Origin of the sequence: Microcystis sp. M_QC_C_20170808_M9Col (assembly GCF_007095495.1) — a bacterium.
In the GTDB taxonomy this organism is placed as follows: domain Bacteria; phylum Cyanobacteriota; class Cyanobacteriia; order Cyanobacteriales; family Microcystaceae; genus Microcystis; species Microcystis aeruginosa.
On record NZ_SFBZ01000280.1, the window covers coordinates 1 to 23,350 of the forward strand.

Below are 23,350 nucleotides of genomic sequence, written 5' to 3' on the forward strand. Positions count from 1 at the left end.
CGGTAAGAATAGGCTTTTTCCATGTCTCATATTTTAGCATATATTTCGTAAATGTGCTAATATTTAACAGCAAAGCCGCCGTAAAACGGCGGGGTTTCAGACCCAAATTTTCGATGAATTATCTCATTGCCGTGTTAGCTGATCGCATAGAAGCAGAAGAAGCTGCCGTTGCCCTCGAAAAAGCGGGAATTCCCCAATCTCAAGTGACCATTCTCGGTCGCGGCTATAAAAGTGCCGATGAGTTCGGTTTGATCGATCCCTTTCAACAAGCCAAAAAACGGGCTACTCTCATGGCTTTTTGGCTAATTCCCTTCGGTTTTGCCGGTGGCTACCTTTTTAACCTGATTACGGGATTGCATACCTTTGATTGGGCCGGAGAACCGGGGAATCATATTGTTGGCGGCATTGCTGGGGCGATTGGGGGGGCGATGGGCAGTATTTTCGTCGGTGGTGGCGTGGGTTTATCGTCCGGCAGTGGCGATGCACTTCCCTATCGCAATCGTCTCGGTGCGGGAAAATATATTATTATCGTGCAGGGTTCCGAAAACTTGAAAAATCAAGCGACTCTTATCCTGCGTCAATTTAACCCCGAAAATCTGCAAGGATACGCCCTAGAACAGTGAACGGTTATCGGGAATAAGTTATCGGTCATTTGATTTTTTCCTAAGAATTTTTGATTAATTACCAGAAAACAATGTCACCAAGAGAAGAATTACTAAAGGGTGTTGAAAACCGCGAGGAGATAGCGAAAGTTATTGATAAAGCCGAACAAGCGATCAAGACTTGGGAAGTGACGGTGACAGACTTTCTTTCTCCCGCGGTTTTAGCGGAAGTAGAACGGGTTTTTCAGCGTTTAACCGATGTGTCAATGCAAAAATGGGGCGGTTATCCCCAAGCAGAAAGACAGCGCCTCGGTATTGCTAGAGTTGATCTACCTTTGACAGTAACAGATATTCCCCTATCTGCCCTTGATATTGCCGGTAATTTTCTTTTTGATACCGCTAACCACCGGGATTTTTTAGGGGCGATGTTGGGGACGGGTATCGTCCGGGAAAAAGTCGGCGATATAATCGTTTTAGGTGAGCGAGGAGCGCAGGCGATTGTAGTGCCTGAATTGGCAGATTTTTTATGTGCTAATTTACTACAAGTGCGTTCAGTTCCCGTGAAAACTAGCCCGATTCCTTTGACGGAATTAAAAGTTAGACCACCGCAAAAAAAAGAAATTAATACCGTGGAAGCTTCCTTACGTTTAGATGCGATCGCCTCGGCGGGGTTTGGCATTTCTCGCAGTAAAATGGCCGAAGCAATTAGCGCCGGGGATGTGCGAGTTAACTGGAAAGATATCAGTCAATCTAGTTATAACGTTAAAACCGGTGATTTGATTTCTTTTCGGGGAAAAGGTCGTCTAGAAGTGGGTGAGGTTACTGTGACAAAAAAAGAGCGCTATCGGGTTCATTTAACTAGATTTATTTAGTTTTTTCTGTCTCTAGAATTTGTGATTAGACAGATTAATTGCCATGGCTGATAATTTCGCCGTAATCGTGCAACTGTGTCAAGTTAGTCCCATCGGTAAACTATTACCGGGGGCGCTTTATGTTCATCGAGAAGCATTACATCAACTGGATACTATCCTCCAGAATTACGAACAACAAGCAAGAATTAATCAGCATTTATCTGAGGCAACAATAATTAAATTTAGCACCGATAAACCGAAAATATCTTATCTTTTTTATCCCGATTTTGATCGGGAACCTCACCCAGCTTTAACTAAAAGTTTAGTGGTAGATATGGGGACATTAATCTTAAGTGAATGGAATTATCAAAATGCCGATAATCCGCCCATTTTACACCGAAAAGAAACTTTTGTGACTAGGGACTATCCCCTTTATGAAGAATTCGAGCATCTCACAAAAATCGAGAGTGCTTTAGGACTTTTAAATAGTTCTTATCCCATCGGTACTAAACAGGAATGGCAACGGCTTTTAAGAAAGCATAACCTTGATTTTGCAGGAGATTATTTAGTTTGTAATCTAGAGGGACAAAGGGAAAAATCGATAATAATTGATCGCCACAAAGCCGCTCTTGTTCGCAAAACCCTTTCTCGTCCGACAAGATTAGCATTAGCGGCGGGATTATTCCTTCCTGAAACCACTTTTTTTGATTACGGTTGTGGTTATGGAGGTGATATAGAACGCCTAGCTGAACAGGGTTATCAAAGTGAAGGTTGGGATCCTTATTATCGTCCCGATAGTCCTTTAAGTGAATCTGATATTGTTAATTTAGGCTATGTAATTAATGTTATTGAATCCGCCGAAGAACGGCAGGAAGCCTTATTAAAAGCTTGGCAACTAACCCGTCAAGTTTTAATTGTTTCAGCACAGATTCTAATTGATGATAGCGAACGGGGTTTAATGGCTTATGAAGATGGAATTATAACCCGTCGTAATACCTTTCAAAAATACTATCAACAGGAAGAACTAAAACAGTATATTGATAACACTTTGGGGGTTGATTCTATTCCGATAACTTTGGGAGTTTATCTAGTTTTTCGAGAGGAAGAGAAAGCGGAAGCTTTTCGTTTATCCAGATGGCGTTCCCGCACTACCACTCCTAAAATTAAAACCCATCTCAAACGCTTTGAAGATTACGAAGATTTATTAACTCCCCTGATGGAATTTTACACCCAGCAGGGACGTTTACCCGTTGCGGGAGAATTATTACAAGAGGAGGAAATTAAGGCAGAATTTGGCACTTTTAGACGCGCTTTTCAAGTGATTTTACAAGTAACAGAAGCGGAAGAATGGGAGATAATTGCCGATAAAAGACGCGCCGATCTTTTACTTTATTTAGCTTTAAGTCAATTTAGCCACTGTCCGAAAGTACGGGAATTATCCCCCGCTACCCGTGCCGATTTTAAAGCTTTATTTGGCAGTTATCGCAATGCTTGCGCTTTAGCGGAAGAAGTGTTAATAAGTGCGGGAAATTTGCCAGCAATCGCTCGTACTTGTGAAAATAGTTCTCTAGGCAAACTTTCCCGTTATTCCCTAACTATTCATATTAGCATTCTGGAAAAATTACCGATGTTATTACGCTTATATGAAGGTTGTGCTAGTCAAACTATCGGACGGTTAGAAAATGCTAACGTTGTTCGTTTATCCTTTCGTCAACCCAAAATTTCCTATCTCTATTACCCCAATTTCGATACAGAAATACATCCGATTTTAGCCACTAGCATGGATGTATATTTAGGTTCGGCTGATTTTAGTTTTCGCGATTACCGGGATAGTCCTAATCCGCCAATTCTACACGAAAAAGAGCTTTTAGTAACGGCGGATTATCCTAACTATGATAAATTGGTTCGCTTAACTCAATTAGAAAAGGATTGGGGATTGTTAGAAGATAGAAAAGCGATCGAACGTTTACAGGGTTGGCAAAAATGTTTAGAGGAGAATTGTGCTACAATCAAAGGCTATCAGATCCTGTGGAGAAAAGATGCTGATCCCTATAAAGTGAGGATTTTACGCACTAAAATTAACGCCAGAAGAAATCAAAATAAGTCTTCCTGAGTAATTAAGTAAAATAGACGAGGTAATTAATTGTATGATGACTACGATTCGGTTACAAGGATTAGAAGATTTCGAGTTAAAAGCTAATGATCCTGAACAAAGAATGTTAATTTCTGGGGTTAATTGGCAACAGTACGAAACCCTCTTAAAACATTTAGAAGATAGTTCCAGTTATCGCATTACTTACTTAGATGGAATGGTAGAAATTATGGCTCCTAGTCGTCGTCACGAAGTTAGCAAAGAAGATATTGGTAGATTAGTGGAAGCTTATTTAGAATATGCTGAAATTGATTTCTGGGGATTAGGTTCCACCACGTTGCGAAAACAGGAAAAAGAAGCGGGGAAAGAACCTGACAAATGTTTTTGTTTATTTACAGAAAAAGAGTTTCCTGATTTGGCGATAGAAATAATCTTAACCAGTGGCAGCCTGAAAGTCTTGGAAGTTTATAAAAGATTGGGAACTCAAGAGGTTTGGTTTTGGCAAGATAATCAGTTAAAAATCTATTCTTTGCAAGAGAATGGCGAATATATTTTAATCCCTAAAAGTGCTTTATTACCGGATTTAAATTTAGAATTATTAGCCGAATATGTCAACCATCCTAATCCCCGTCTTGCTGTCAAAGAATTTCGCTCGCGTTTACCAGAAAATTCCTAGTTATAATAACTATTATCTTGCCGTGAATTCTCAAGTCAAATTTAACCTATCTATCCTAGCAATATTTTTATTTTCTCTGGCGATAAGATTCTGGAATCTCAGTCAATTTAATACTCTTGTTTTCGATGAAGTTTATTATGCTAAATACGGCAATGAATATCTAATCGGTAAAGAATTTTTCCAGTCTCATCCACCGTTAAGTCAATATTTAATTGCTATTAGTATCTGGATTGGTTCCCATTTTCCTGCCGATCCTGAAACCATTAATAATTTAACAGGTTCCCTGCGCTCAACTTTTAGTTATCGCTGGTTAAATGCTTTCACTGGTTCTTTTATTCCCCTAATTATTGGCGCAATTGCTTATCAATTAACCCAGAGAAAAACTGTATTTTTAATCACAACTTTTCTCGCTAGTTTAGACGGATTATTTCTGGTGGAATCCCGCTATGCTCTCAATAATATTTACTTAATTTTATTCGGTTTGTCTGGACAATTATTTTTTTTATTAGCACTCCAGAAAAATCAGAAACTCAATTGGCTATTATTATCGGGGGTTTGTTTTGGTTTAGCGGCAAATATTAAATGGAATGGCTTAGGATTTTTACTGGGAATATTTATTTTTATCGCTATTGCTTGGTTAATAAAATTATTCAAGCAAGAGCAGTCAAAAGATCATCTTTGGACAAAGGCAACTAACCTGAGATTAGAGTACATTTTTATCGCCTTAATTGTCTTTCCCCTAGTCACCTATAGTTTGCTGTGGATACCGCATCTTCTCGTCAACCATCAATATAATTTTTGGCAAGTACATCAAGAAATTTGGTCATTTCATCAGAGAATAAAAGGTAATCAATCTGATGTTCATCCCTATTGTTCTCCCTGGTATAGTTGGTTAGTAATGGGGCGACCTGTGGCTTATTATTTTAAGAGAGTAGGCGATAAAATTTATGATGTTCACGCTATGGGAAATCCGTTTTTATGGTGGTTTTCTACCGGAGCAATTCTAGTAGTTTTTAGTCGATTATTTAACCGAAAAGAGCGAGTAATTTCTGCCTATCTTATCTGTAACTATATTGCCAATCTGCTGCCCTGGTTAAAAATTAGTCGCTGTACCTTTCTCTATCATTATATGGCTGCCTATAGCTTCACTTTGATTGCCCTAGCTTGGCTCTTAGCCGATGGTTTAGAAAGTTCCAGTCCTATTTATAAAAATTGCTCGCGCTCACTCATAATTTTGATAATTTTTGCTTTTATCCATTGGCTACCAATTTATTTAGGCATTCCCCTGTCAGTGCGGGATTATTATCTGAGAATGATTTTTCCCAATTGGATTTAGGATGAAATTAGCGGCAAAAACTGATACAATAAAATCATGAAAAAAGCGATCGCAGGAGTTATGGGTAAACAAAGAATCTTATCTGGTGTGCAACCAACCGGCAATTTACATTTAGGCAATTATCTCGGTGCGATCCGCAATTGGGTGGAGGGACAAAAAGACTACGATAATTTCTTTTGTGTGGTCGATTTACACGCGATCACCGTTCCCCATAATCCCGCCACTCTTGCGGAGGATACTTTAGCAATTGCCGCTTTATATTTAGCCTGCGGAATTGATTTAGAATATGCGACTATCTTTGTCCAATCTCACGTTAAAGCTCATACAGAATTAACTTGGTTATTGAATTGTATCACCCCTTTAAATTGGTTAACCGATATGATTCAATTTAAGGAAAAAGCGATTAAACAGGGGGAAAATGTTGGCACAGGTTTACTCGATTATCCCGTGCTAATGGCCGCCGATATCCTACTCTACGATGCCGATAAAGTACCCGTGGGAGAAGATCAAAAACAACATTTAGAATTAACCCGCGATATAGCCGTTAGAATTAATCATCTTTTTGGGCAACCGAAACAACCAATTTTAAAACTTCCCGATCCGATGATCCGCAAGGAAGGAGCGCGGGTGATGAGTTTAACCGATGGCCGGAATAAAATGTCTAAATCCGATCCTTCCGAGATGAGTCGGATTAATATTCTCGATAGTCCCGATGTCATTGCCAAGAAAATTAAACGCTGTAAAACCGATCTAGTTAAGGGTTTAACTTTCGATGATCCAGAACGTCCCGAATGCCATAATTTATTAACTCTCTATAGCATTTTATCGGGAAAAAGTAAAGAGGTAGTCGCGGGAGAATGTGCCGATTTAGGTTGGGGACAATTTAAACCGATGTTAACAGAAGTTACCATAGAATCTCTGAAACCTATTCAGGAAAAATACGCTCAAATTAGAGAGGATAAAGATTATTTAGCCACAGTTTTACGACAAGGTCGTCTCAAAGCAGAAGCGGTGGCCAATCAAACTCTTGATCGAGTCAAAAATGCCATGGGTTATTTACCACCATTTTAGGGATAATTTTCGGGTGCATCTGATAATTATCCAATCTACTCAGTTGAGATTTTTCAAGGAAAACTCGCTACTTTATCACTCAATCTTTAGCTCTTGGTGGGGTTTTACCCCCCATCCAGGGTAAGGGAAGGAGAATGATTACAAAAGTTATTAAATTAAGCACAACTCCAGTGATATTTTGGTAAAATAAGGGCATAATTAAAACTATCAAAATACTTACCTTTGAGATTATGGTTGTACAGTCCCAGCGGAAACAAAAAAAACTATCGTCTAGGGAAGATGAGTCTCGTCCAATTGCCAGCAAGGAACAAAACTCTTATCTAGCAGAGGGAATTGTTGATCATCAATCAACTCAGATTGCTCCTTCCTCCTTACTACAGCCATTTTCTCCAGAGTTAGAAAAAGATAGAGCCAACAAATTTAATTTTCTTAAAGAAATTCTGGTTAGTCATCTTGGTCAACCTTTTTACTCGGACAATGGCTTTATTCTTTATCAAGGAGATGCCACAGACTTTTTGTCTAAGCTATCTCATAGTGACATAAAAATTGACCTCACTGTTACATCACCACCTTATAATATTGGCAAAGAATATGAACGAGTTCTTTCAATCAATGACTATGTTGATTGGTGTGCTAATTGGCTGCGGCAAATTTATCAGATTACTCAAGATAACGGCGCTTTGTGGCTAAATGTTGGTTATTTAGAAGTACCAGAAAAGGGATTATGTGTTCCGATTCCCTATCTTATTTGGGATAAGTCTCCCTTTTATCTTTTACAAGAAATTGTCTGGAAATATGGGGCAGGTGTTTCTACAAAAAATCGTCTTAGTCCTCGCAATGAAAAATGGCTTTTTTATCTCAAAAATTGCCAAGAATATACTTTTAACTTAGATAATATTCGTGACCCTAACGTTAAGTATCCCAATCAAAAGAAGAATGGTAAATATCGTTGTAATCCCCTCGGTAAAAATCCTTCTGATGTGTGGGAAGTTCCTAAAGTCACTACAGGAGAAACGCGCAGTTCTAAGGAAAGAACTGGACATCCCGCACAATTTCCTTTAGCAATTGTCGAGAGAATTATACAAGCTTCATCTAACCCCGTAGAAATAATTCTTGATCCCTTTGCTGGTTCTTGTTCTACAGGAATAGCGGCCTTGGGATTAGGAAGAATTTTTGTGGGTTTTGAAATTCGACCAGACTATTGCGAGATAGCTGCAGAGAGATTTAAAAGATTTAAAAAAGAAAGAAGCAATACTTATATTCAAGGCTCATTATTCTAGTATTAAGTAGTCGGACATAAATTCTGTTGTCTATCTTAAGAAATGTAAATTGCCGCAATTCTTACTGACGACCGACGACCGACGACCGACTCCTTACCCCACAGTTAACTTTACTTTTGTCCAACTACTTAAAAACGGATTTAGTATGATTGACTTTTTTTAACTTGTTTTCGCAGTTGCAATCCTTGGCAATGCGATCGCCAATAAAAGTAGCAGAGTCCGGCAGTTACCCCCAGACTAAGAATTGTTATCCCCGTGAGAATTTCCCACATCCCCGACTCGGTTACTAATATGTTGTAGTATTATAATAAGAGGATTTTTTTCCTGAAAAATTGACATATTTGAGGTTTTGATTATGCCTTATACAAACGAAGAAGGTGGACGCTTAAATAATTTCGCCGCCGAACCGAAAGTTTATCAAGCGGATCCCCCGACTAAATCGCAACAACGTAATTATCTTTTCTGGGGCGTTGCTGCGATCACACTTGTCGGTGGACTGTTAGCCGTCGCTTTTTACGCATCTCAAGCTGGCTAAAATTTAGTCCCTCGTAGTTGCGATTTAGCCTCTTTCACTCCTCTTTACCGCTAATATCACAACTACTCCCTATTTTAAGGCTTTTGACCCTGAATTAATGCCACTGCTGACTGAGACTTAGCCGCAGTCCCCTGTTTACCCTGAGATAACGCTAGACGGGCCGCCTCCTCTAAATCAGCGATCGCTTTTTCCCTGTTTCCCAATTTATAATAGGTCAAACCCCGATTGTGGTACGCTTCGGCAAAATTAGCATTGATTTTCAGACTCTCATTATAGTCCCTTAAAGCCATTTCCTGCTGTCCGGCTCGGTTATAGGACAGGGCGCGATTATAGAAAATGCGATCCTGTCCTCTAGTTCCCTGTAAACTCAAAGCTTTTGTGTAATCCTCGATCGCTTCTAGGTGTCTTCCCAAGTCATCCTTAGCATTACCGCGATAAATAAAGAAATCAGCAAAATTTCCGTTTAAAGCGATCGCTTTTGTGCAATCTTCCACCGCTGCCTCGTATTTTTTCGTCAGATAATAGGCATAACAACGATTACCGAGAGCATTAACATAATTAGAGTTGATTGTCAAGGCCTGGGTATAATCTGCGATCGCTCGCTCGTACTGGCCGAGAACTAATTCCGCATAGCCGCGATTATAGTAAGCATCGGCATCCTTCGGTTCTAATTGTAGAGCTTGAGTAAAATCTGCGATCGCCCCTGAGTAATCCCCTGCGGTTAAACGATCCACCCCCCGATTATAAAATTCTACAGCTTTCACGGGGTTAGCGGTAGTTTGAGCGCTTAGGGGAGAGATAGTCAGTAAAAAAGTGGCTATAGCCATAATAATTGTCAATTTTTTCTTAATTTTCATAATCCGTTCACCTAAACAATTCAAGGTAAAATTAAACAGCCCTACTCACAGGTCAAAATATCATGATTAAATCTCTTTTGGCGACTTTCCTCCTAATTACCACCCTCCTCTTAACCGGTTGTGCAACTCCCATCGCTGGACTGCAAGGATACACCAGTGGCAGCCAAGGCTATCAATTTTTATATCCTAAGGGTTGGACGCAGGTGGATGTGAAAAAGGTTGCAGGAGTAGATGTGGTTTTTCATGACCTGATCGAAACGAGCGAAAATTTAAGCGTTATTATCAATCCCATCCCCGACAATAAAACCTTAACAGATTTAGGGACACCCTCGGAAGTGGGCTATCGTCTCCTGAAAAATAACAGTCTTAACCCCAATCTCGATAAGGAAGTAGAATTAATTCGCTCAGAATCCCATCAAATCGACGGCAAAGATTACTATATCCTCGAATATCAAGTTAAATTAGCCAACGGCCAAGAACGTCATAATCTGGCCAGCGTCACGGTTAATAATAATAAACTCTATTCTTTTAATCTTTCCACTTCCCAAAAACGTTGGACGCAAATTCAAGAACTCTTTGAAACTATCGTTGATTCTTTCTCGGTTAGTTAGGGAAACTGGCAACAGGCAATAGTAAAATGTAGGGTGCGTTAGACGGCAAAAATTCCTGTTTTGACTTCAAGGTAACAATCCGTCGTAACGCACCACTGGCAACAGGCAATAGTAAAATGTAGGGTGCGTTAGACGGCAAAAATTCCTGTTTTGACTTAAAGGTAAAAATCCGTCGTAACGCACCACTGGCAATAGGCAATAGTAAAATGTAGGTGCGTTAGACGGCAAAAATTCCTGTTTTGACTTAAAGGTAAAAATCCGTCGTAACGCACCACCTATCATCAACTAGGTAGCCGGTTTACAATTAAAGATAACAGACAAAGAACCAGAAGCCTGTCCCACTATCTAACAATTAATTGAGATTACTTACTGAATGAGTAATCAGTAATCAGTGGGGAACTGATAACTGATAACTGATAACCGGTAACTGATAACTGATAACTGATAACTGGTAACTGATAACTGATAACTGATAACTGATAACTGATAACTGATAACTGATAACCGGTAACTGAATATGAGTAACTCGGAAGAAAATAGACTAGATAGACTCGAATCTCTTGCTGAAAATACCCTAACAGGACTACAGGAGATTAAATTAGGATTACAGGAGATTAGATTAGGATTACAGGAAACCAATCAGGGATTAAAAGAAACTAGAGCGATCGCTAATTCTAACGCCAAATCGATCGAAGCGTTAACTAATAGTCTTGCTGAGTCTAAAAAAGAATGGGAAAAAGATAGACGGGGACTTTATCAACTGCTAGGACAATTAACTCGATCGATGTCGGATTTTTATGAGGTTCAGTCAGATTTTTACAATCGATTTGACAAAATTGAAGAAAGAAAATCACGCATGGTTGAGATTTTAGATCGTTATTTACCCCCCGAAAATCCTGCCAATTCCTAGCAGAAATAGCTAAAAAACTGATAACTGATGGTGGGTTACGGCAAATAGATAAATTGATAATTAAGTCTAATAATTTGTCATTGCCTAACCCACCCTACCTAACTATCTCCTATCTCCTATCTCTTTTTACTGAAAAAACTATGTCCATTCCCTTGATTCTTGCTTCCGCTTCTCCTGCGCGCAAAAAACTATTACAAATGGTGGGAATCGATCCGATTGTGCGGGTAAGTAACTTTGATGAATCGACAATTAATGCTGATGATACTCTCCATCTTGTCCAAACTTTAGCCCAATGTAAAGCGCAAACGATCGCCCCTAAATTTGATACAGGATTGATTCTTGGTTGCGATTCCGTCTTAGAAGTAGCGGGGGAAGTCTATGGCAAACCCAAGGATAAATCAGAAGCGATCGAGCGTTGGCAAAAAATGCGCGGTCAGGTGGGTACACTCTATACAGGTCATGCTTTAATCGATCGAGTTAATCATCAAACTTTGACTCGTTGTGGGATCACTAAAGTTCACTTTGCCAATATCAGCGATCAAACAATTATTGCCTACGTTGACACCGAAGAACCCCTCAAATGTGCTGGCTGTTTTGCCCTAGAAGGAAAGGGGGGTCTATTCGTGGAAAGACTAGAGGGATGTCACAGTAATGTTATCGGTTTAAGTTTGCCCCTATTTAGGCAGATGTTAACGGATTTTGGCTACCAAATCACTGACTTTTGGTGATCTTTTTGTCGATGATTTCCCCAAATTTATTGACAAAAAGACTTGACAAATTCTCAGATTTGCGTTAACCTTTTATTATAATGGGAATCCGTGTCGCCCTGCGAACCCCTCTTTTTTCTATCGGATAGCCGCAAAATTTTTAACCCTTTCCTTTTCACTTTTTCCCGAAAAAACTATGTCTTGCTTGCGCGTGGGAATTGCCGGTCCGGTGGGTTCAGGAAAAACAGCCCTGCTCGATGCCCTGTGTAAAAATTTGCGGGATCAATATCCGATCGCCGTAGTCACCAATGACATTTATACTCAAGAAGATGCCCAATTTTTAGTGCGATCGCAAGCTTTAGCCCCGGAAAGAATTTTAGGAGTAGAAACGGGAGGATGTCCCCATACAGCTATTCGCGAGGATGCCTCAATTAACTTAGTTGCCATTGAACAGTTAGAGAGAAAATTTGCTAACTTAAAGTTAATTTTTCTGGAAAGTGGTGGCGACAATTTAGCGGCAACCTTTAGCCCCGAATTAGTAGATTTAACCATCTATGTGATTGACGTGGCAGCCGGAGATAAAATCCCTCGCAAGGGGGGACCCGGTATCACCAAATCGGATTTATTGGTAATTAATAAAATAGATTTAGCCCCGATGGTGGGGGCAGATTTAGGAGTGATGGATAGAGATGCCAAAAAGATGCGCGGGGATAAACCCTTTATCTTCACCAACTTGAAAACACGGGAAGGATTAGAGCGAGTGATTGCCTTTATCGAAAAGAATTTATAATAACTCTTGCTAGGAATAAAAAAGAGAGCGCCAGAAAAACTTAGGTAAAGCTAACATTCTTTTCCAGCGCCAAGGTTCCTGATAGAGTCGATACAACCACTCTAAATTATTGTCACAGAAAAAGCGAGGGGCGCGGATTTTTGTCCCGGACCAGATATCAAAACTGCCCCCCACACCTACCCAGATAGCTTGGGGACAGAGATATCGATGTTCCCTAATCCAATATTCTTGTCGGGGTACTCCCAAACCAACTAAAATTAACCGCGGTTGTTGATCTTTTAATACCTCGATCCAATCGGACATTTCCTGGGAGGATAGATAACCGTGGTTAGCCAGAATACGGATATTAGGTATCTTTTTTTGCCAATTACTTGCCGCTTGTTCAGTAATCCCCGGTTTACCACCAAAAAAAGCAATAGGAAAACTTTCTCCCTGCATTCCTAACTCAGTAATTAAGGATTCTGATAATTCAATACCGGGGCAGCGGGGTTGTTTTTTACCCCTTAATTTTAAGTAGATGACAATCCCGGCGCCGTCGGGAATAACTAAATCTGCTTCCCGAATAACTTGGGCTACTTTGGCATCATTTTCCCCTAACATTGCCATTTCTGCATTAAGAGTGACAACGTGGGAACCAAAACCTTGATAGAGGCGATCGATTAACCAACGACTGTAGTTATCGAGGAGATGAACTGGTAAACCAAGAACAGAATATTTGGGGGGAGTTTCTAACATATAAGTCATCTTGATTTAGTTGTCATTTTATCGAGAAATTGGCACAAAATCCACCCCAAAACTAGAACGAGAACCGGGTTTAACTACCACTAATTGCACGGATTGATTGCGATCGCCAGACGGTAAAAATCGCACTGGATTAGTCGCCCCGGGAACAGAAAAATCACTGCTTCTTAACGCCTGTTGAACTCCCTCGCGGCTAGATTCTGCCTTAATGCCAGCGATTAAAGCCTGGGTAGCGTCATAGGCGGTGGCAGTGCGCCAATTTACGTCTCCTTGCCACAATTGGCGGGATTTATTCACAAAAGGACTGTTCGGATTAGCCCCTAAATGCCAAGCGACAGCGACAATCATGCCCAGGGCGTTTTTTCCGCCTACATCCAGAGTTTTGGGGCTATAAACGTCATCACCCGCCACAATCGGTAATTTTTGGCCATTGATTTGAACCACCTGCAAAGCCTTATCTAGGGTACCACTATCCCCAAGAAGGGCGATTAGATTTGCTCCCTCCTGTTGAGCTTGTTGGAGGCTTTTAGAAGGGGTAAAAGTGAGGGAAGATAGATCAAATTCACTCACCACTTGACCTCCTCCTAATCCTAAAGCGGTGATAAATTCAGATTTTAGGGATTGACTATAATTACTTTGGGAGTTAAAAAATACCACTGCCTTGACGTTAGGAATTTTTTGCAAGCTAGATTCGGCTAATGCCCGTGCCGCCACAAAATCACTGGGAACAGAACGAAAGATATAGTCACCAAAATTGGAGAGTTTAACTGAGGTACTGATGGGGGAAATCATTACTAATCCTGCTTTTTGATAGATAGCCGCCGCCGCTAAAGAGGTGTCACTGCTAGTGTGTCCTACTACTCCTAAAATGCTGTTGTCAGCCGCTAATTTTTGGGCAATTTGAGCGGCAATTTCGGGACTATCAGCATCATCAGCAATGAGAACTTTTAAAGGAGTGCCATTAATTCCTCCGGTTTGATTGATTTGATTTTGAGATTGGGCAACTCCTCGTAAAACTTCTAGGGCGGTGTTGACATTGCTACCAATTGGCACGGAAACGGCGATACTATGGGACTTAGCTTGACCAATACGGGCGTTATTTAAGTAGATGAGAGCTTCCGGATCATTTTGATTAGCTCGCAGGGATTTTTCTAGGAGGTAAACTGCTTGCTGAAAGTCTCCTTTTCCGATCGCCTGTATGGCGGCTTGTTTGTCAGAAGAAGCCCCTTCAACTATTAATAATTTTTCCCCTTGACTAAATTTTGCCTGTGCCGATACCGATTTTTGCCTGGGTGATATTTTCTCGATTTCGGAAAGATTGGTTGGGTTATTTTTTCCTTGAAAACGATTGTATAACCACCAACCACCAGCCCCAAAAAATACTAGGGTAATCACCAAGGCTAAAAGCAGGGTAACGGTCTCATTTTTCTTGCTCATGGGTTGATCAACTAAGATTAAATTAATGGTTTAATCGAGATTTATAGTTAATAAAAGTAACATTTTTTTGTTTTTAATATGCTAATTCAAGTCTGAATTGCACCAATATCCGATCTACCTTGATAGAATACCTCATTTGGGGTCTGATAGTCAAGACATTGTTGAAATGCGTCTTAGCTTATTAGCCATACTTTACCTTTTTGTTTGGGAATCTTCTAAATGTTTTACCAAAACATTTGAGGATAAAGGACCGTGTAAATGACTCCAGGGTAAAACCTGTTCTAAACGCCATTGTTGATGAACATAATAATCTAGAGGGGGAATTTGTCCTTTTAGTTCCTTAAAAGCCCGTTTATAACTGCCTAAAGAATCACCGTAGCCACGGGTTAATTCTAATAGGGAGGTTAAGCGGCGATCACCTCTAGATAATAGGGCTTGAATCACTGACCAATTATAACTCTCTGGTCGAAATTCTATGCCCTGTTTACCTAATTGTTTCTCTAGATATTTTAATCTTTTTTCGGCCATTTTATTAACTCCAAACCACTGAAAAGGAGTATGGGATTTAGGCACAAAGGTGCTGCAACCGAAAGAGATTCGCAGTCCAGAGGCGGCTTTTTTTAAGGCTATTAACATTTCCACAGTCGCCGCAATATCTTCGGTTTCTTCTCCCGGTATTCCCACCATACCATAGAGTTTTATCCCTTTTAAACCGCCCGCTTTAGCATTAATAGCAGCTTGGATAATTTCATCATTGGCTAACTTTTTGTTGATAATTTCCCGCAAGCGATCGGAACCACTTTCTACGGCAATAGTAATTGATTTGGTGTCTCTTTGGGATAAAATTCTGGCTAATTTTTCCGTGACAGTATTAGTTCTAACTGAAGCGATCGAGAGTCTAACTCCCTCAAATTGTGGTTGAAAAAGATAATCGAGTAAGGTGTCAAATTCAGGATGTTGGCTGACGGAAGCACCTAATAAACCCAGGCGATCAGTCACTTTTAAACCTTTTTCAATGGCGGGAATTAAAGATTCTAAACTAGCGGTACGAAAGGGTAAAGTTAGATAACTAGCTAAACAAAAACGGCACATTTCTGGACAACTTCGCACCACCTCTACCATATAAATATTCTCCCATGCCGCTTGTTTTGTTACCACCGTAGAAGCAGAAAGGGTATTACTGCGATAGGTTTGTTTACTAACAAAGGTAGGAACATTATTATCTATGGGCAGAATTGCCGTAATTTCGCCATCGGGACTATCATAATTAACGGTATATAAACTAGGAACATACACCCCCGGAACCTGGGCTAAATGACGGAGTTTGGTCGGTCGATCGGCGTTTCTCACCTCTTGATAGGCATTAATAAAATCAGCAATTAAGTTTTCACCATCTCCCAATAAAATTACATCAAAAAAAGCGGCAAAAGGTTCGGGATTAGCGGTTAAAACTGGCCCACCTCCGAAAATTATCGCTTGCCTATCTTGCCGTTGATGACTGTGACAAGGAATTTCTAAAGATTCTAACAGCGAGAGGATATTAACATAGTCTAATTCCCAAGAAAAGGAAAAGCCGACTAATTCGGGATAACGGGGTAAAGATTCTTGAAAATCCGTAAATAAACGACTAACTTGTATATCCGATCGCAGGGCTAAAGTTGCCCAAACAATTTGATAACCTAAACTGGTTATACCCACAGAATACTGATTAGGAAAGGCAAAAATAGTTCTAATGGCATCACTGTGGGGTATTGCGGGAGTAAAGAGGAGTTTTTCGTCTTGTAAGATGGTCATTTCAGTTATCAGTTATCAGTTATCAGTTATCAGTGACTACCAGCAGTCTTTAGTAGCTTTTAATTTTCATTCTCTTGAAAGGGGAGGCTTGTTACCTCTTGTTTTTGGTCATATAAGTAGGTGGGTGGAATTAAATATAAGATGAACGTAGGTTGGGTTGAAGAATGAAACCCAACGCCCGCATGGGTTACGCTACTGCTAACCCATCCTACAAATAATTGTGCCTCCCTACTTATAAGTTTAATTTAATCGGGGGGTGAAGGGGAGGAAAATATCTCAATATACAGTTCTAGGATCATATCTAAGGTTATGATCCTAGGGAGTCGGTGGTCAAGAACAAATTTAAGTTATACTTCCTCCCTAGGGATAGCTATTGTATTTACAGGAGATTTTCTCTTATATCCTAGCAATTTTCACAGCTTAACTAGGTGTCGATTTTATTCCTGAGCGCTGCTTTCAAGCAACTCTTTATCTCCTTCACCCCAGCCGGAACGAAATCTATGAATAACCCAGAAGAATACGTTATAATCATGGCGAAAATCCTAGATTTAACCATTCCCGATCGCTATTTAAATTCTGTGGTTGAAAACTGGCAACGCTTGCAAGAAATCGCCAGTTTAGTGACAGAATTTCCCTTAGAGGATGACGGGGAAAGCGCCCTCAGCTTTGAACCATGACTATTTCTGTGAGCAATTTAGCTCGATCGATCCAAAATCGTCAAACTAGCGCCTTAGAAGTTATTAGCCAGACTTTAGCGGAGATAGAGGCGAAAAATCGCCATTTAAATTGCTTTACCGACATTTTACACCCTAGAGCGCTCGCTCAAGCCCAAAAAATCGATCTAGCGATCGCCAATGGGGAACCCGTCGGTGTCTTAGCAGGAGTCCCCTTCGCCGTCAAAAATCTCTTTGATATCGAGGGTATTGTCACCCTTGCCGGTTCCAAAATCAATCGAGATCACCCTGCCGCCGGACAAGATGCGATCGCTATACAAACCCTAGAAGCAGCCGGGGCAGTTTTGGTGGGGGCGACCAATATGGATGAGTACGCCTACGGTTTTGTCACCGAAAATGCCCATTATGGGGCCACTCCCAACCCCCGCGATCCTAGTCGCGTCTCGGGGGGATCCTCCGGCGGTTCCGCCGCTGCCGTTGCCGCTAATTTAGTGCCTCTCGCCCTCGGTTCCGATACTAATGGTTCCGTGAGGGTTCCCGCCGCTTGTTGTGGCGTAGTGGGGCTAAAACCCACCTTTGGGCGCGTATCCCGTCAGGGCCTATTTTTGTTCGTTAGTAGTTTGGATCATCCGGGATTTTTTAGCGGCAATGTGGCGGATATGGCGGCTATTTGGAGTCTTTTTGCCAAAAATAACCTTAAAGCCCCTTTAAATGGCTTAGAGGGCGTAAAAATAGCCCTTGCCGACGATTATTTTCAGCAGGGAGCCGAACCAGAAGTAATCGAGTCGGTGATAGCGATCGCCGAACGTTTAGGGGTGAGCCAAAAAATCACCATTCCCGAAACCGTCCGCGCCAGGGCAGCCGCCTATATAATTACCGCTGCAGAAGGAGCAAATTGGCATTTACCGCGTTTACAGACCAGATTAGAGGATTTTGACCCCGCAACCCGGGATCGCTTCTTGGCAGGGGCATTAATTCCCTCTAGCTGGTATTTACAGGCTCAACGTTTTCGCCGTTGGTATCGCGATCGTCTGCGAGAGATTTTCAGCGAAGTCGATATTATTCTCACCCCGACGATTCCCTGTATTGCGCCACCGTTAGGAGTAGAAAAAATGATTATTGACGGGCAAGAGCTATTAATTAGACCTAATTTAGGCAGATTCACCCAACCTTTTTCTTTTATCGGTTTACCAGCCCTTTCTTTGCCGATTAAACGTTCATCCAGGCTACCTTTAGGTTTACAAATCATCGCCGCACCCGATCGCGAAGACTTAATCCTAAGGGTAGCCAGGGTTTTAGAAGAAATGCTCATAGATATCCCGCACAAGTGAGATTTCAAGGGCTTACTTCCTCTTAAAATCCCTAATTTAGGCACTTATAAGCGAAAATGTTACTTTTATAGTCTGAGTAGGGTTGGCTGAATAAATGTGAAATATAGACGAGGTAAGGGGTTTGAGGGAATGTTTGGCGAAGCAGCTGCAAGATTTTCAAGCTAGTGGCTCAAAAACCTTGCATCTTGAGCGGCTGGCGTCCTGGTAGGTCTTCAAATAATATCTGTAGGGGCGAAGCATTCGGGCAATAACCTATCGCTGAAACCGTAGATTTTCTATCCGAATGCTTCGCCCCTACTTTTTCAGCAAACCCTAAGTAAACAATCTACTGGCTCGGAGACTCCTTTTCAATCACATCTAACCAAGCGGCGGCCGAGCGCTCCCAAGTGTCAGTTAGGGCAATTTGACGACATCTTTCGCGCTCTTGGGCTAAAAGCTGGGGATTTTTCAGTAATTCGACGATTTTCCAGGCTATAGCTTCCTGAGTAGCCGGATCGGTTACTTCCCCCGGCACTTTCACACAGTAGTCCTTTTCTCGAAAAACAGCAAAATCCGTCACCACCGGCAGACAGCCTACCACTGCTGACTCGCGCACAGAAATACAATCGATCTCACGATAGGTGCAACCGTAGTAATGAATAGCAGAGCGAGCTTTTTCCTCGATTAGTTGACGATAACCCATCATTCCGCGATCAACTACCCCCGGACTAGCTTTAATCAAAGCGATTAAATTATCGCGCCATTCCTTGCGATCGCCACTGCCATCCCGTTTAGTAAAACCATAGTAGAGATGTAACTCGGCTGCGGGAATTGCCGCCTTGATAATCGGCCAGCCATGCTTTAACATCGACTCTAGGCCGCGATAATAACGAGAGGCATAGACTAGACGATAGGGAATATACTCACTTTCTGGCACTGTCTCACTTATAGCCAAAAGGGAAGTATCGATACCATTAGGAACAATCGGACATTGATTATCGGCACAGAAATCCAGTAAATCCCGTTGATATTGGCTTTTACAGAAAATTTTGTCATATCTAGCCAAAATTTCCGGGGTATAGGAGTCTGCCGGCACTTTAATATCTTGCCAATCAAAAAAAATTCGTTCTGCCTTGGTACCCGGACGGCAATAGGTGGGATGACGAGAGATCACCAATGTCTCAAAGTGATCCTGCCAATTCATGTGGTAATAATTAACATAGCGAATACCGTCCTGTTCCCCTTCCATACCCTCACAATTGCCGAAAATCGTCACTTTATAGCCGCGTTTCGTCCATTCCTGCGCTAAAAAAGCCACCGATGCCTGGGTGCCACTGGCCCCCCGTTGCCAAATTTCCGCCGGACGCATGGGACGATATTTTTCTGTGTAAATAACGATCGATTTTTTCGGCCAACGACGGGCGCTCAAACGCTGTTTAATTTGAAATAGGGAAGGTGCGCTGGCCCGTAGCCATTGTTTGAGATTAGATTGTAGGGATGGAGTAGCTTGTGACACTCTTTTTCTCCAAGATCGAGGAAAAATAGGGGCGATAGGTGATAGAGTCTTAGTTTCTCGAATTTAACTCGATTTCTCGACTCAGTAGAACAATTCGAGCCTATCATATAATAGGTTCAAGTCAAAAATCAATCTTTATTATTGCCAGCTATCTGCGAGGAAATCTATGAAAATTGTCATCCCGATCTTATTTTATAGCAAAGGAGGAGTAGAAAGAGTCATTATCTCTTTAATACCTAGCTTATTAGAATACGTCGAACAAATTATTATCGTCCTCCCTCGTAAGGAAATTGAATATTTTAGATATTTAATGCCTGATTCCGATAAACTTATCTATGAGGATCTTGCTTTTTACCCCCAGAGTTTTGAGACAAAATTAATCTATTTTTATGTTCTTCTAGCGAATTTTTACAAAACCCTAAGACTGAATGCTCTTCATCGTCTTTTCTCTCGTAGAATTGAACTTTTACGCATCGAAGCAAGAATTAATCAGATTGTCAAGCGTTACCAAGCTGATCACTGTTTGTATGGGATGACTAATCGGATTTCTCCCCCCAATGTCAAGGTTACTTTAAGTGGCATTATTTATGATGTCTTTTGGCAATTTGCTCCCTTAACTTACTCAGAATCCTATCAAGAACCCTACAATGAAGCGTTAAAAGAATGGTTAGATCGGGCCGATCTACTGTTCACAATTTCCCAAAAAACTAAAGACGATGTTTTAAAAGTTTTTCCCAATGCTACCTATGCTAGTAAGTTAAAAGCTGTACCCTTAGCAGGACTTATCGAGCAGTCTAATCCCAAGATTGATTTAGTCAAAAGCGAGCTAGTTACTTTTTATTTTCCCTCCTCTTTTGGTATCTACAAAGATCATCTGACTTTACTGAAAGCAGCCATTACACTAGCGAAAAAAGGTTTAAAATTTCAAATAGTTTTTATCGGTAAAGAAACCGATAATCTAGTTAATGGAAATCTGCAATTATCTCAACAGTCCCAAACTCAAGAATACCAAGATTATCTCAAAGAATGTAACCGAGTTTATCGGGAAAATCAAGAAATTTTCGAGAGTCATATCAAGGGATTAGGTTATCAAGACTATGAAACCTTACAATTTTATTATCAAACCTGTTCCTCTGTGGTATTTCCCTCAAAATACGAAGGTTTTGGATTAGCAATAGCGGAAGCCATTTTACAAGGTATTCCCGTTATCGCTTCCGATTTAGAAGTGTTTCAAGAACAGGTAGAATTATATAATTGTCCCGAAAGAGTGCAATTCTATCCTAGGGGAGATGCGGAGAGTTTAGCCAACTGTTTAGAACAATTTATCCTCAATCCAATTCCTCGCTTGTTACCCGAAGATATCCCCAATAAAATTAATCTCTGGACTTGGGAAGATGTGGCGAAAAAATATGTAGAACTACTGAAAGAAAATGCAGGTTACTGATCTCTATATCTACCCGATTAAATCCTGTCGAGGTATTCAATTATCCCAAGCTGAAGTGACTCCTAAAGGTTTACTCTGGGATCGAGAAATGATGTTAGTGGATGGCAAGGGTAAATTTATCACTCAAAGGGAATATCCGCAATTAGCCACCGTTTCTGTCACGATGACAGAGGATAATTTTTCTCTGAAAACATCTCAAGATTCCCTGACTTTCCAGCCTAATTTCACAGGAGAAAAAAGAGCGGTTCAAATCTGGGAATCTCACACCATAGCCATAGATCAAGGGGATGAAATCGCCGAATGGTTCGAGAAAATTCTCGACATTCCCTGTCGTTTAGTGCGACAATCTCCTGATTATCCACGTCCTGCGAATCCTCGCTATGCGGGGAATGATCATACTCCCGTCAGCTTTGCCGATGGTTATCCAATTTTATTAACTAATACTGCTTCTTTAGAGGACTTAAATCGGCGTTTAGTTGCACCAGTGCCGATGAATCGTTTTCGTCCTAATATTGTTATTAGTAGCGATCGAGCTTTTAGCGAAAGTAGTTGGCAAAAGATCACAATTGGAGAGATAAATTATGCCCTAGTTAAATCCTGTAGTCGCTGTATTATCACCACCACCGATCAAGAAACAGGTAGGAGAAATCCCCAGCAAGAACCTTTAAAAACCTTAAGCACTTTTCGCAGTTTCCCCGGGGGCATCATGTTCGGAGAAAATGTCATCCCCGAAAAGACAGGTACAATTAAAGTCGGCGATCCTATTACCGTAATCTAGAGATATAGAGATATAGGGGGATAGGGAAATGGGGTTATCAGTTATCAGTTATCAGTTATCAGTTATCAGATGTGAGTTTTCAGTTCACTGATTACTGTTCACTGTTCACAGCAAAAAACTCCCCACTCCCCACTGATAACTGTGCGGGCATCAAGGTTAAGATAAATAACCATAAGAACAATACTTGACTAGAGACACTGAAACCATGCCCCTTGATACCGCATCGATTTTAGAAGTATTACGTCCCGTTCAAGATCCAGAACTACAAAAAAGCCTAGTGGAATTGAACATGATCCGCAATGTGGCGATCGATGGCGGAAAAGTTAGCTTTACCCTAGTTTTGACCACTCCTGCCTGTCCTTTGCGCGAATTTATCGTGGAAGACTGCCAAAAAGCTGTTAAACAGCTGCCCGGGGTGGAAAGTGTCGCCGTGGCAGTAACTGCCGAAACCCCGCAACAAAAAGCTTTACCCGATCGCCAAGGTGTGGAGGGGGTTAAAAATATTATCGCCGTTTCCAGTGGTAAGGGCGGTGTGGGAAAAAGTACCGTGGCTGTCAATATCGCCGTCGCCTTGGCTCATTTAGGGGCAAAAGTGGGGCTATTAGACGCGGACATCTACGGCCCCAACGCCCCGACAATGTTGGGCTTAAATGACGCACAAGTGACGGTACAGGGCGCAAATGGCGAGATATTGGAACCCGCTTTTAACCATGGCATCAAAATGGTTTCCATGGGCTTTTTGATCAACCCCGATCAACCGGTAATCTGGCGCGGTCCGATGTTAAACGGCATTATCCGTCAGTTTCTCTATCAAGTCAATTGGGGCGATTTAGACTATTTAATCGTCGATATGCCTCCCGGTACCGGGGATGCACAATTAACTTTAATTCAATCGGTCCCCCTAGCGGGTGCGGTGATTGTCACCACTCCCCAGACGGTTTCTTTAATTGATGCGCGCCGGGGTTTAAAAATGTTCCAACAGCTAGGGGCGCGGGTTTTGGGTATCGTGGAAAATATGAGTTATTTTATCCCTCCCGATCAGCCCGATCGCTCCTATGATCTATTTGGGTCCGGTGGTGGGGAAAAAACCTCGCAAGAATTGGGCATTCCTTTACTGGGATGTGTACCTCTGGAGATATCCCTCCGGGAGGGCGGTGATACTGGTGTACCGGTAGTCTTGGGGCAACCAGAATCGGCCTCAGCTAAAGCCCTGATAGCGATCGCTCGTCAGGTGGCGGCGAAAGTATCCGTGGCAGCCTATAGTTAGGGTTTGCGGCAAAAAGTTTTCCCTAGGGGCAGGGTGTAGGGTGTAGGGTGTAGGGTTTTACCCATTTTCAG

The 23,350-nt window shown here is 41.4% G+C and carries 22 protein-coding genes; 17 read left to right on the plus strand and 5 right to left on the minus strand.

Features of this window, described 5'->3' with window-relative positions; genetic code table 11:
- The first annotated feature begins 113 nt into the window (after positions 1-113).
- From EWV68_RS17650 to psb34, 8 genes are all read left to right on the plus strand, one after another.
- A complete protein-coding gene (locus EWV68_RS17650) occupies positions 114-623 on the plus strand; it encodes a hypothetical protein (protein WP_002759013.1) in 510 nt (169 codons plus the stop codon).
- 71 nt (positions 624-694) lie between these two features.
- Positions 695-1,474, plus strand: coding sequence for a photosystem II electron transport protein, Sll1252 family (locus EWV68_RS17655; protein WP_061430251.1), 780 nt, complete (start codon positions 695-697; stop codon positions 1,472-1,474).
- A 43-nt stretch (positions 1,475-1,517) separates the two neighbouring features.
- Entirely contained in the window at positions 1,518-3,566 is a 2,049-nt protein-coding gene (locus EWV68_RS17660) for a DNA phosphorothioation-associated putative methyltransferase (RefSeq protein WP_287170549.1), read from the plus strand.
- Positions 3,567-3,600: 34 nt separating this feature from the next.
- The gene (locus EWV68_RS17665) at positions 3,601-4,221 is read left to right on the plus strand and encodes a Uma2 family endonuclease (protein WP_159290654.1); all 621 of its coding nucleotides are present in this window, start codon (positions 3,601-3,603) and stop codon (positions 4,219-4,221) included.
- Between the two features lie 22 nt (positions 4,222-4,243).
- A complete protein-coding gene (locus EWV68_RS17670; RefSeq protein ID WP_061430254.1) occupies positions 4,244-5,557 on the plus strand; it encodes a dolichyl-phosphate-mannose--protein mannosyltransferase in 1,314 nt (437 codons plus the stop codon).
- 60 nt (positions 5,558-5,617) lie between these two features.
- The gene (gene trpS / locus EWV68_RS17675; protein ID WP_149978872.1) at positions 5,618-6,628 is read left to right on the plus strand and encodes a tryptophan--tRNA ligase; all 1,011 of its coding nucleotides are present in this window, start codon (positions 5,618-5,620) and stop codon (positions 6,626-6,628) included.
- A gap of 230 nt (positions 6,629-6,858) precedes the next feature.
- Positions 6,859-7,908 (plus strand): DNA-methyltransferase, encoded by a 1,050-nt coding sequence (locus EWV68_RS17680; RefSeq protein WP_287170550.1) that lies wholly within the window; start codon positions 6,859-6,861, stop codon positions 7,906-7,908.
- A gap of 355 nt (positions 7,909-8,263) precedes the next feature.
- Positions 8,264-8,443 (plus strand): photosystem II assembly protein Psb34, encoded by a 180-nt coding sequence (gene psb34 / locus EWV68_RS17685; protein ID WP_002732326.1) that lies wholly within the window; start codon positions 8,264-8,266, stop codon positions 8,441-8,443.
- Between the two features lie 74 nt (positions 8,444-8,517).
- On the opposite strand, the gene EWV68_RS17690 is transcribed toward psb34, so the two are convergent.
- Complete coding sequence (locus EWV68_RS17690) at positions 8,518-9,300, minus strand: tetratricopeptide repeat protein (protein ID WP_061430256.1); 783 nt, start codon at positions 9,298-9,300, stop codon at positions 8,518-8,520.
- A gap of 62 nt (positions 9,301-9,362) precedes the next feature.
- Between EWV68_RS17690 and psbP the strand changes: the two genes are divergently transcribed.
- The 4 genes from psbP to ureG all read left to right on the plus strand — a co-directional run bounded on the left by psbP (position 9,363) and on the right by ureG (position 12,318).
- Complete coding sequence (psbP, locus tag EWV68_RS17695) at positions 9,363-9,911, plus strand: photosystem II reaction center PsbP (RefSeq protein WP_024969103.1); 549 nt, start codon at positions 9,363-9,365, stop codon at positions 9,909-9,911.
- A gap of 517 nt (positions 9,912-10,428) precedes the next feature.
- The gene (locus tag EWV68_RS17700) at positions 10,429-10,821 is read left to right on the plus strand and encodes a hypothetical protein (RefSeq protein ID WP_287170551.1); all 393 of its coding nucleotides are present in this window, start codon (positions 10,429-10,431) and stop codon (positions 10,819-10,821) included.
- A 140-nt stretch (positions 10,822-10,961) separates the two neighbouring features.
- Positions 10,962-11,549, plus strand: coding sequence for a Maf family protein (locus tag EWV68_RS17705; RefSeq protein ID WP_287170552.1), 588 nt, complete (start codon positions 10,962-10,964; stop codon positions 11,547-11,549).
- Positions 11,550-11,724: 175 nt separating this feature from the next.
- Complete coding sequence (gene ureG, locus EWV68_RS17710; protein WP_002792251.1) at positions 11,725-12,318, plus strand: urease accessory protein UreG; 594 nt, start codon at positions 11,725-11,727, stop codon at positions 12,316-12,318.
- 9 nt (positions 12,319-12,327) lie between these two features.
- Here ureG and EWV68_RS17715 read toward each other — a convergent pair whose 3' ends face one another.
- The 3 genes from EWV68_RS17715 to EWV68_RS17725 all read right to left on the minus strand — a co-directional run bounded on the left by EWV68_RS17715 (position 12,328) and on the right by EWV68_RS17725 (position 16,290).
- The gene (locus EWV68_RS17715; protein WP_287170554.1) at positions 12,328-13,053 is read right to left on the minus strand and encodes a WecB/TagA/CpsF family glycosyltransferase; all 726 of its coding nucleotides are present in this window, start codon (positions 13,051-13,053) and stop codon (positions 12,328-12,330) included.
- A 27-nt stretch (positions 13,054-13,080) separates the two neighbouring features.
- Positions 13,081-14,496, minus strand: a complete 1,416-nt coding sequence (locus EWV68_RS17720; RefSeq protein ID WP_287170555.1) for an ABC transporter substrate-binding protein — start codon at positions 14,494-14,496, stop codon at positions 13,081-13,083.
- Positions 14,497-14,688: 192 nt separating this feature from the next.
- Complete coding sequence (locus EWV68_RS17725) at positions 14,689-16,290, minus strand: B12-binding domain-containing radical SAM protein (RefSeq protein WP_287170556.1); 1,602 nt, start codon at positions 16,288-16,290, stop codon at positions 14,689-14,691.
- Positions 16,291-16,790: 500 nt separating this feature from the next.
- Here EWV68_RS17725 and EWV68_RS17730 point away from each other — a divergent pair, with 500 nt between their 5' ends.
- Both EWV68_RS17730 and EWV68_RS17735 read left to right on the plus strand, forming a co-directional pair.
- On the plus strand, positions 16,791-16,967 hold the full coding sequence (locus EWV68_RS17730; RefSeq protein ID WP_002740449.1) for a DUF4089 domain-containing protein: 177 nt from the start codon (positions 16,791-16,793) through the stop codon (positions 16,965-16,967).
- On the plus strand, positions 16,964-18,295 hold the full coding sequence (locus EWV68_RS17735; RefSeq protein ID WP_287170557.1) for an AtzE family amidohydrolase: 1,332 nt from the start codon (positions 16,964-16,966) through the stop codon (positions 18,293-18,295). The genes EWV68_RS17730 and EWV68_RS17735 overlap by 4 nt, the downstream gene beginning before the upstream one ends.
- Positions 18,296-18,620: 325 nt before the next feature.
- Here the strand turns inward: EWV68_RS17735 and EWV68_RS17740 are convergent, their stop codons facing one another.
- Positions 18,621-19,790: a glycosyltransferase family protein gene (locus EWV68_RS17740; RefSeq protein WP_287170558.1), complete on the minus strand. Its 1,170-nt coding sequence runs from the start codon at positions 19,788-19,790 to the stop codon at positions 18,621-18,623.
- Positions 19,791-19,956: 166 nt separating this feature from the next.
- Here EWV68_RS17740 and EWV68_RS17745 point away from each other — a divergent pair, with 166 nt between their 5' ends.
- From EWV68_RS17745 to EWV68_RS17755, 3 genes are all read left to right on the plus strand, one after another.
- Positions 19,957-21,234, plus strand: a complete 1,278-nt coding sequence (locus EWV68_RS17745) for a glycosyltransferase (RefSeq protein WP_061430265.1) — start codon at positions 19,957-19,959, stop codon at positions 21,232-21,234.
- Positions 21,221-22,012, plus strand: coding sequence for an MOSC domain-containing protein (locus tag EWV68_RS17750; RefSeq protein WP_287170560.1), 792 nt, complete (start codon positions 21,221-21,223; stop codon positions 22,010-22,012). The genes EWV68_RS17745 and EWV68_RS17750 overlap by 14 nt, the downstream gene beginning before the upstream one ends.
- A gap of 205 nt (positions 22,013-22,217) precedes the next feature.
- Positions 22,218-23,279, plus strand: coding sequence for an Mrp/NBP35 family ATP-binding protein (locus EWV68_RS17755; RefSeq protein ID WP_061430267.1), 1,062 nt, complete (start codon positions 22,218-22,220; stop codon positions 23,277-23,279).
- Positions 23,280-23,350 lie beyond the last annotated feature (71 nt).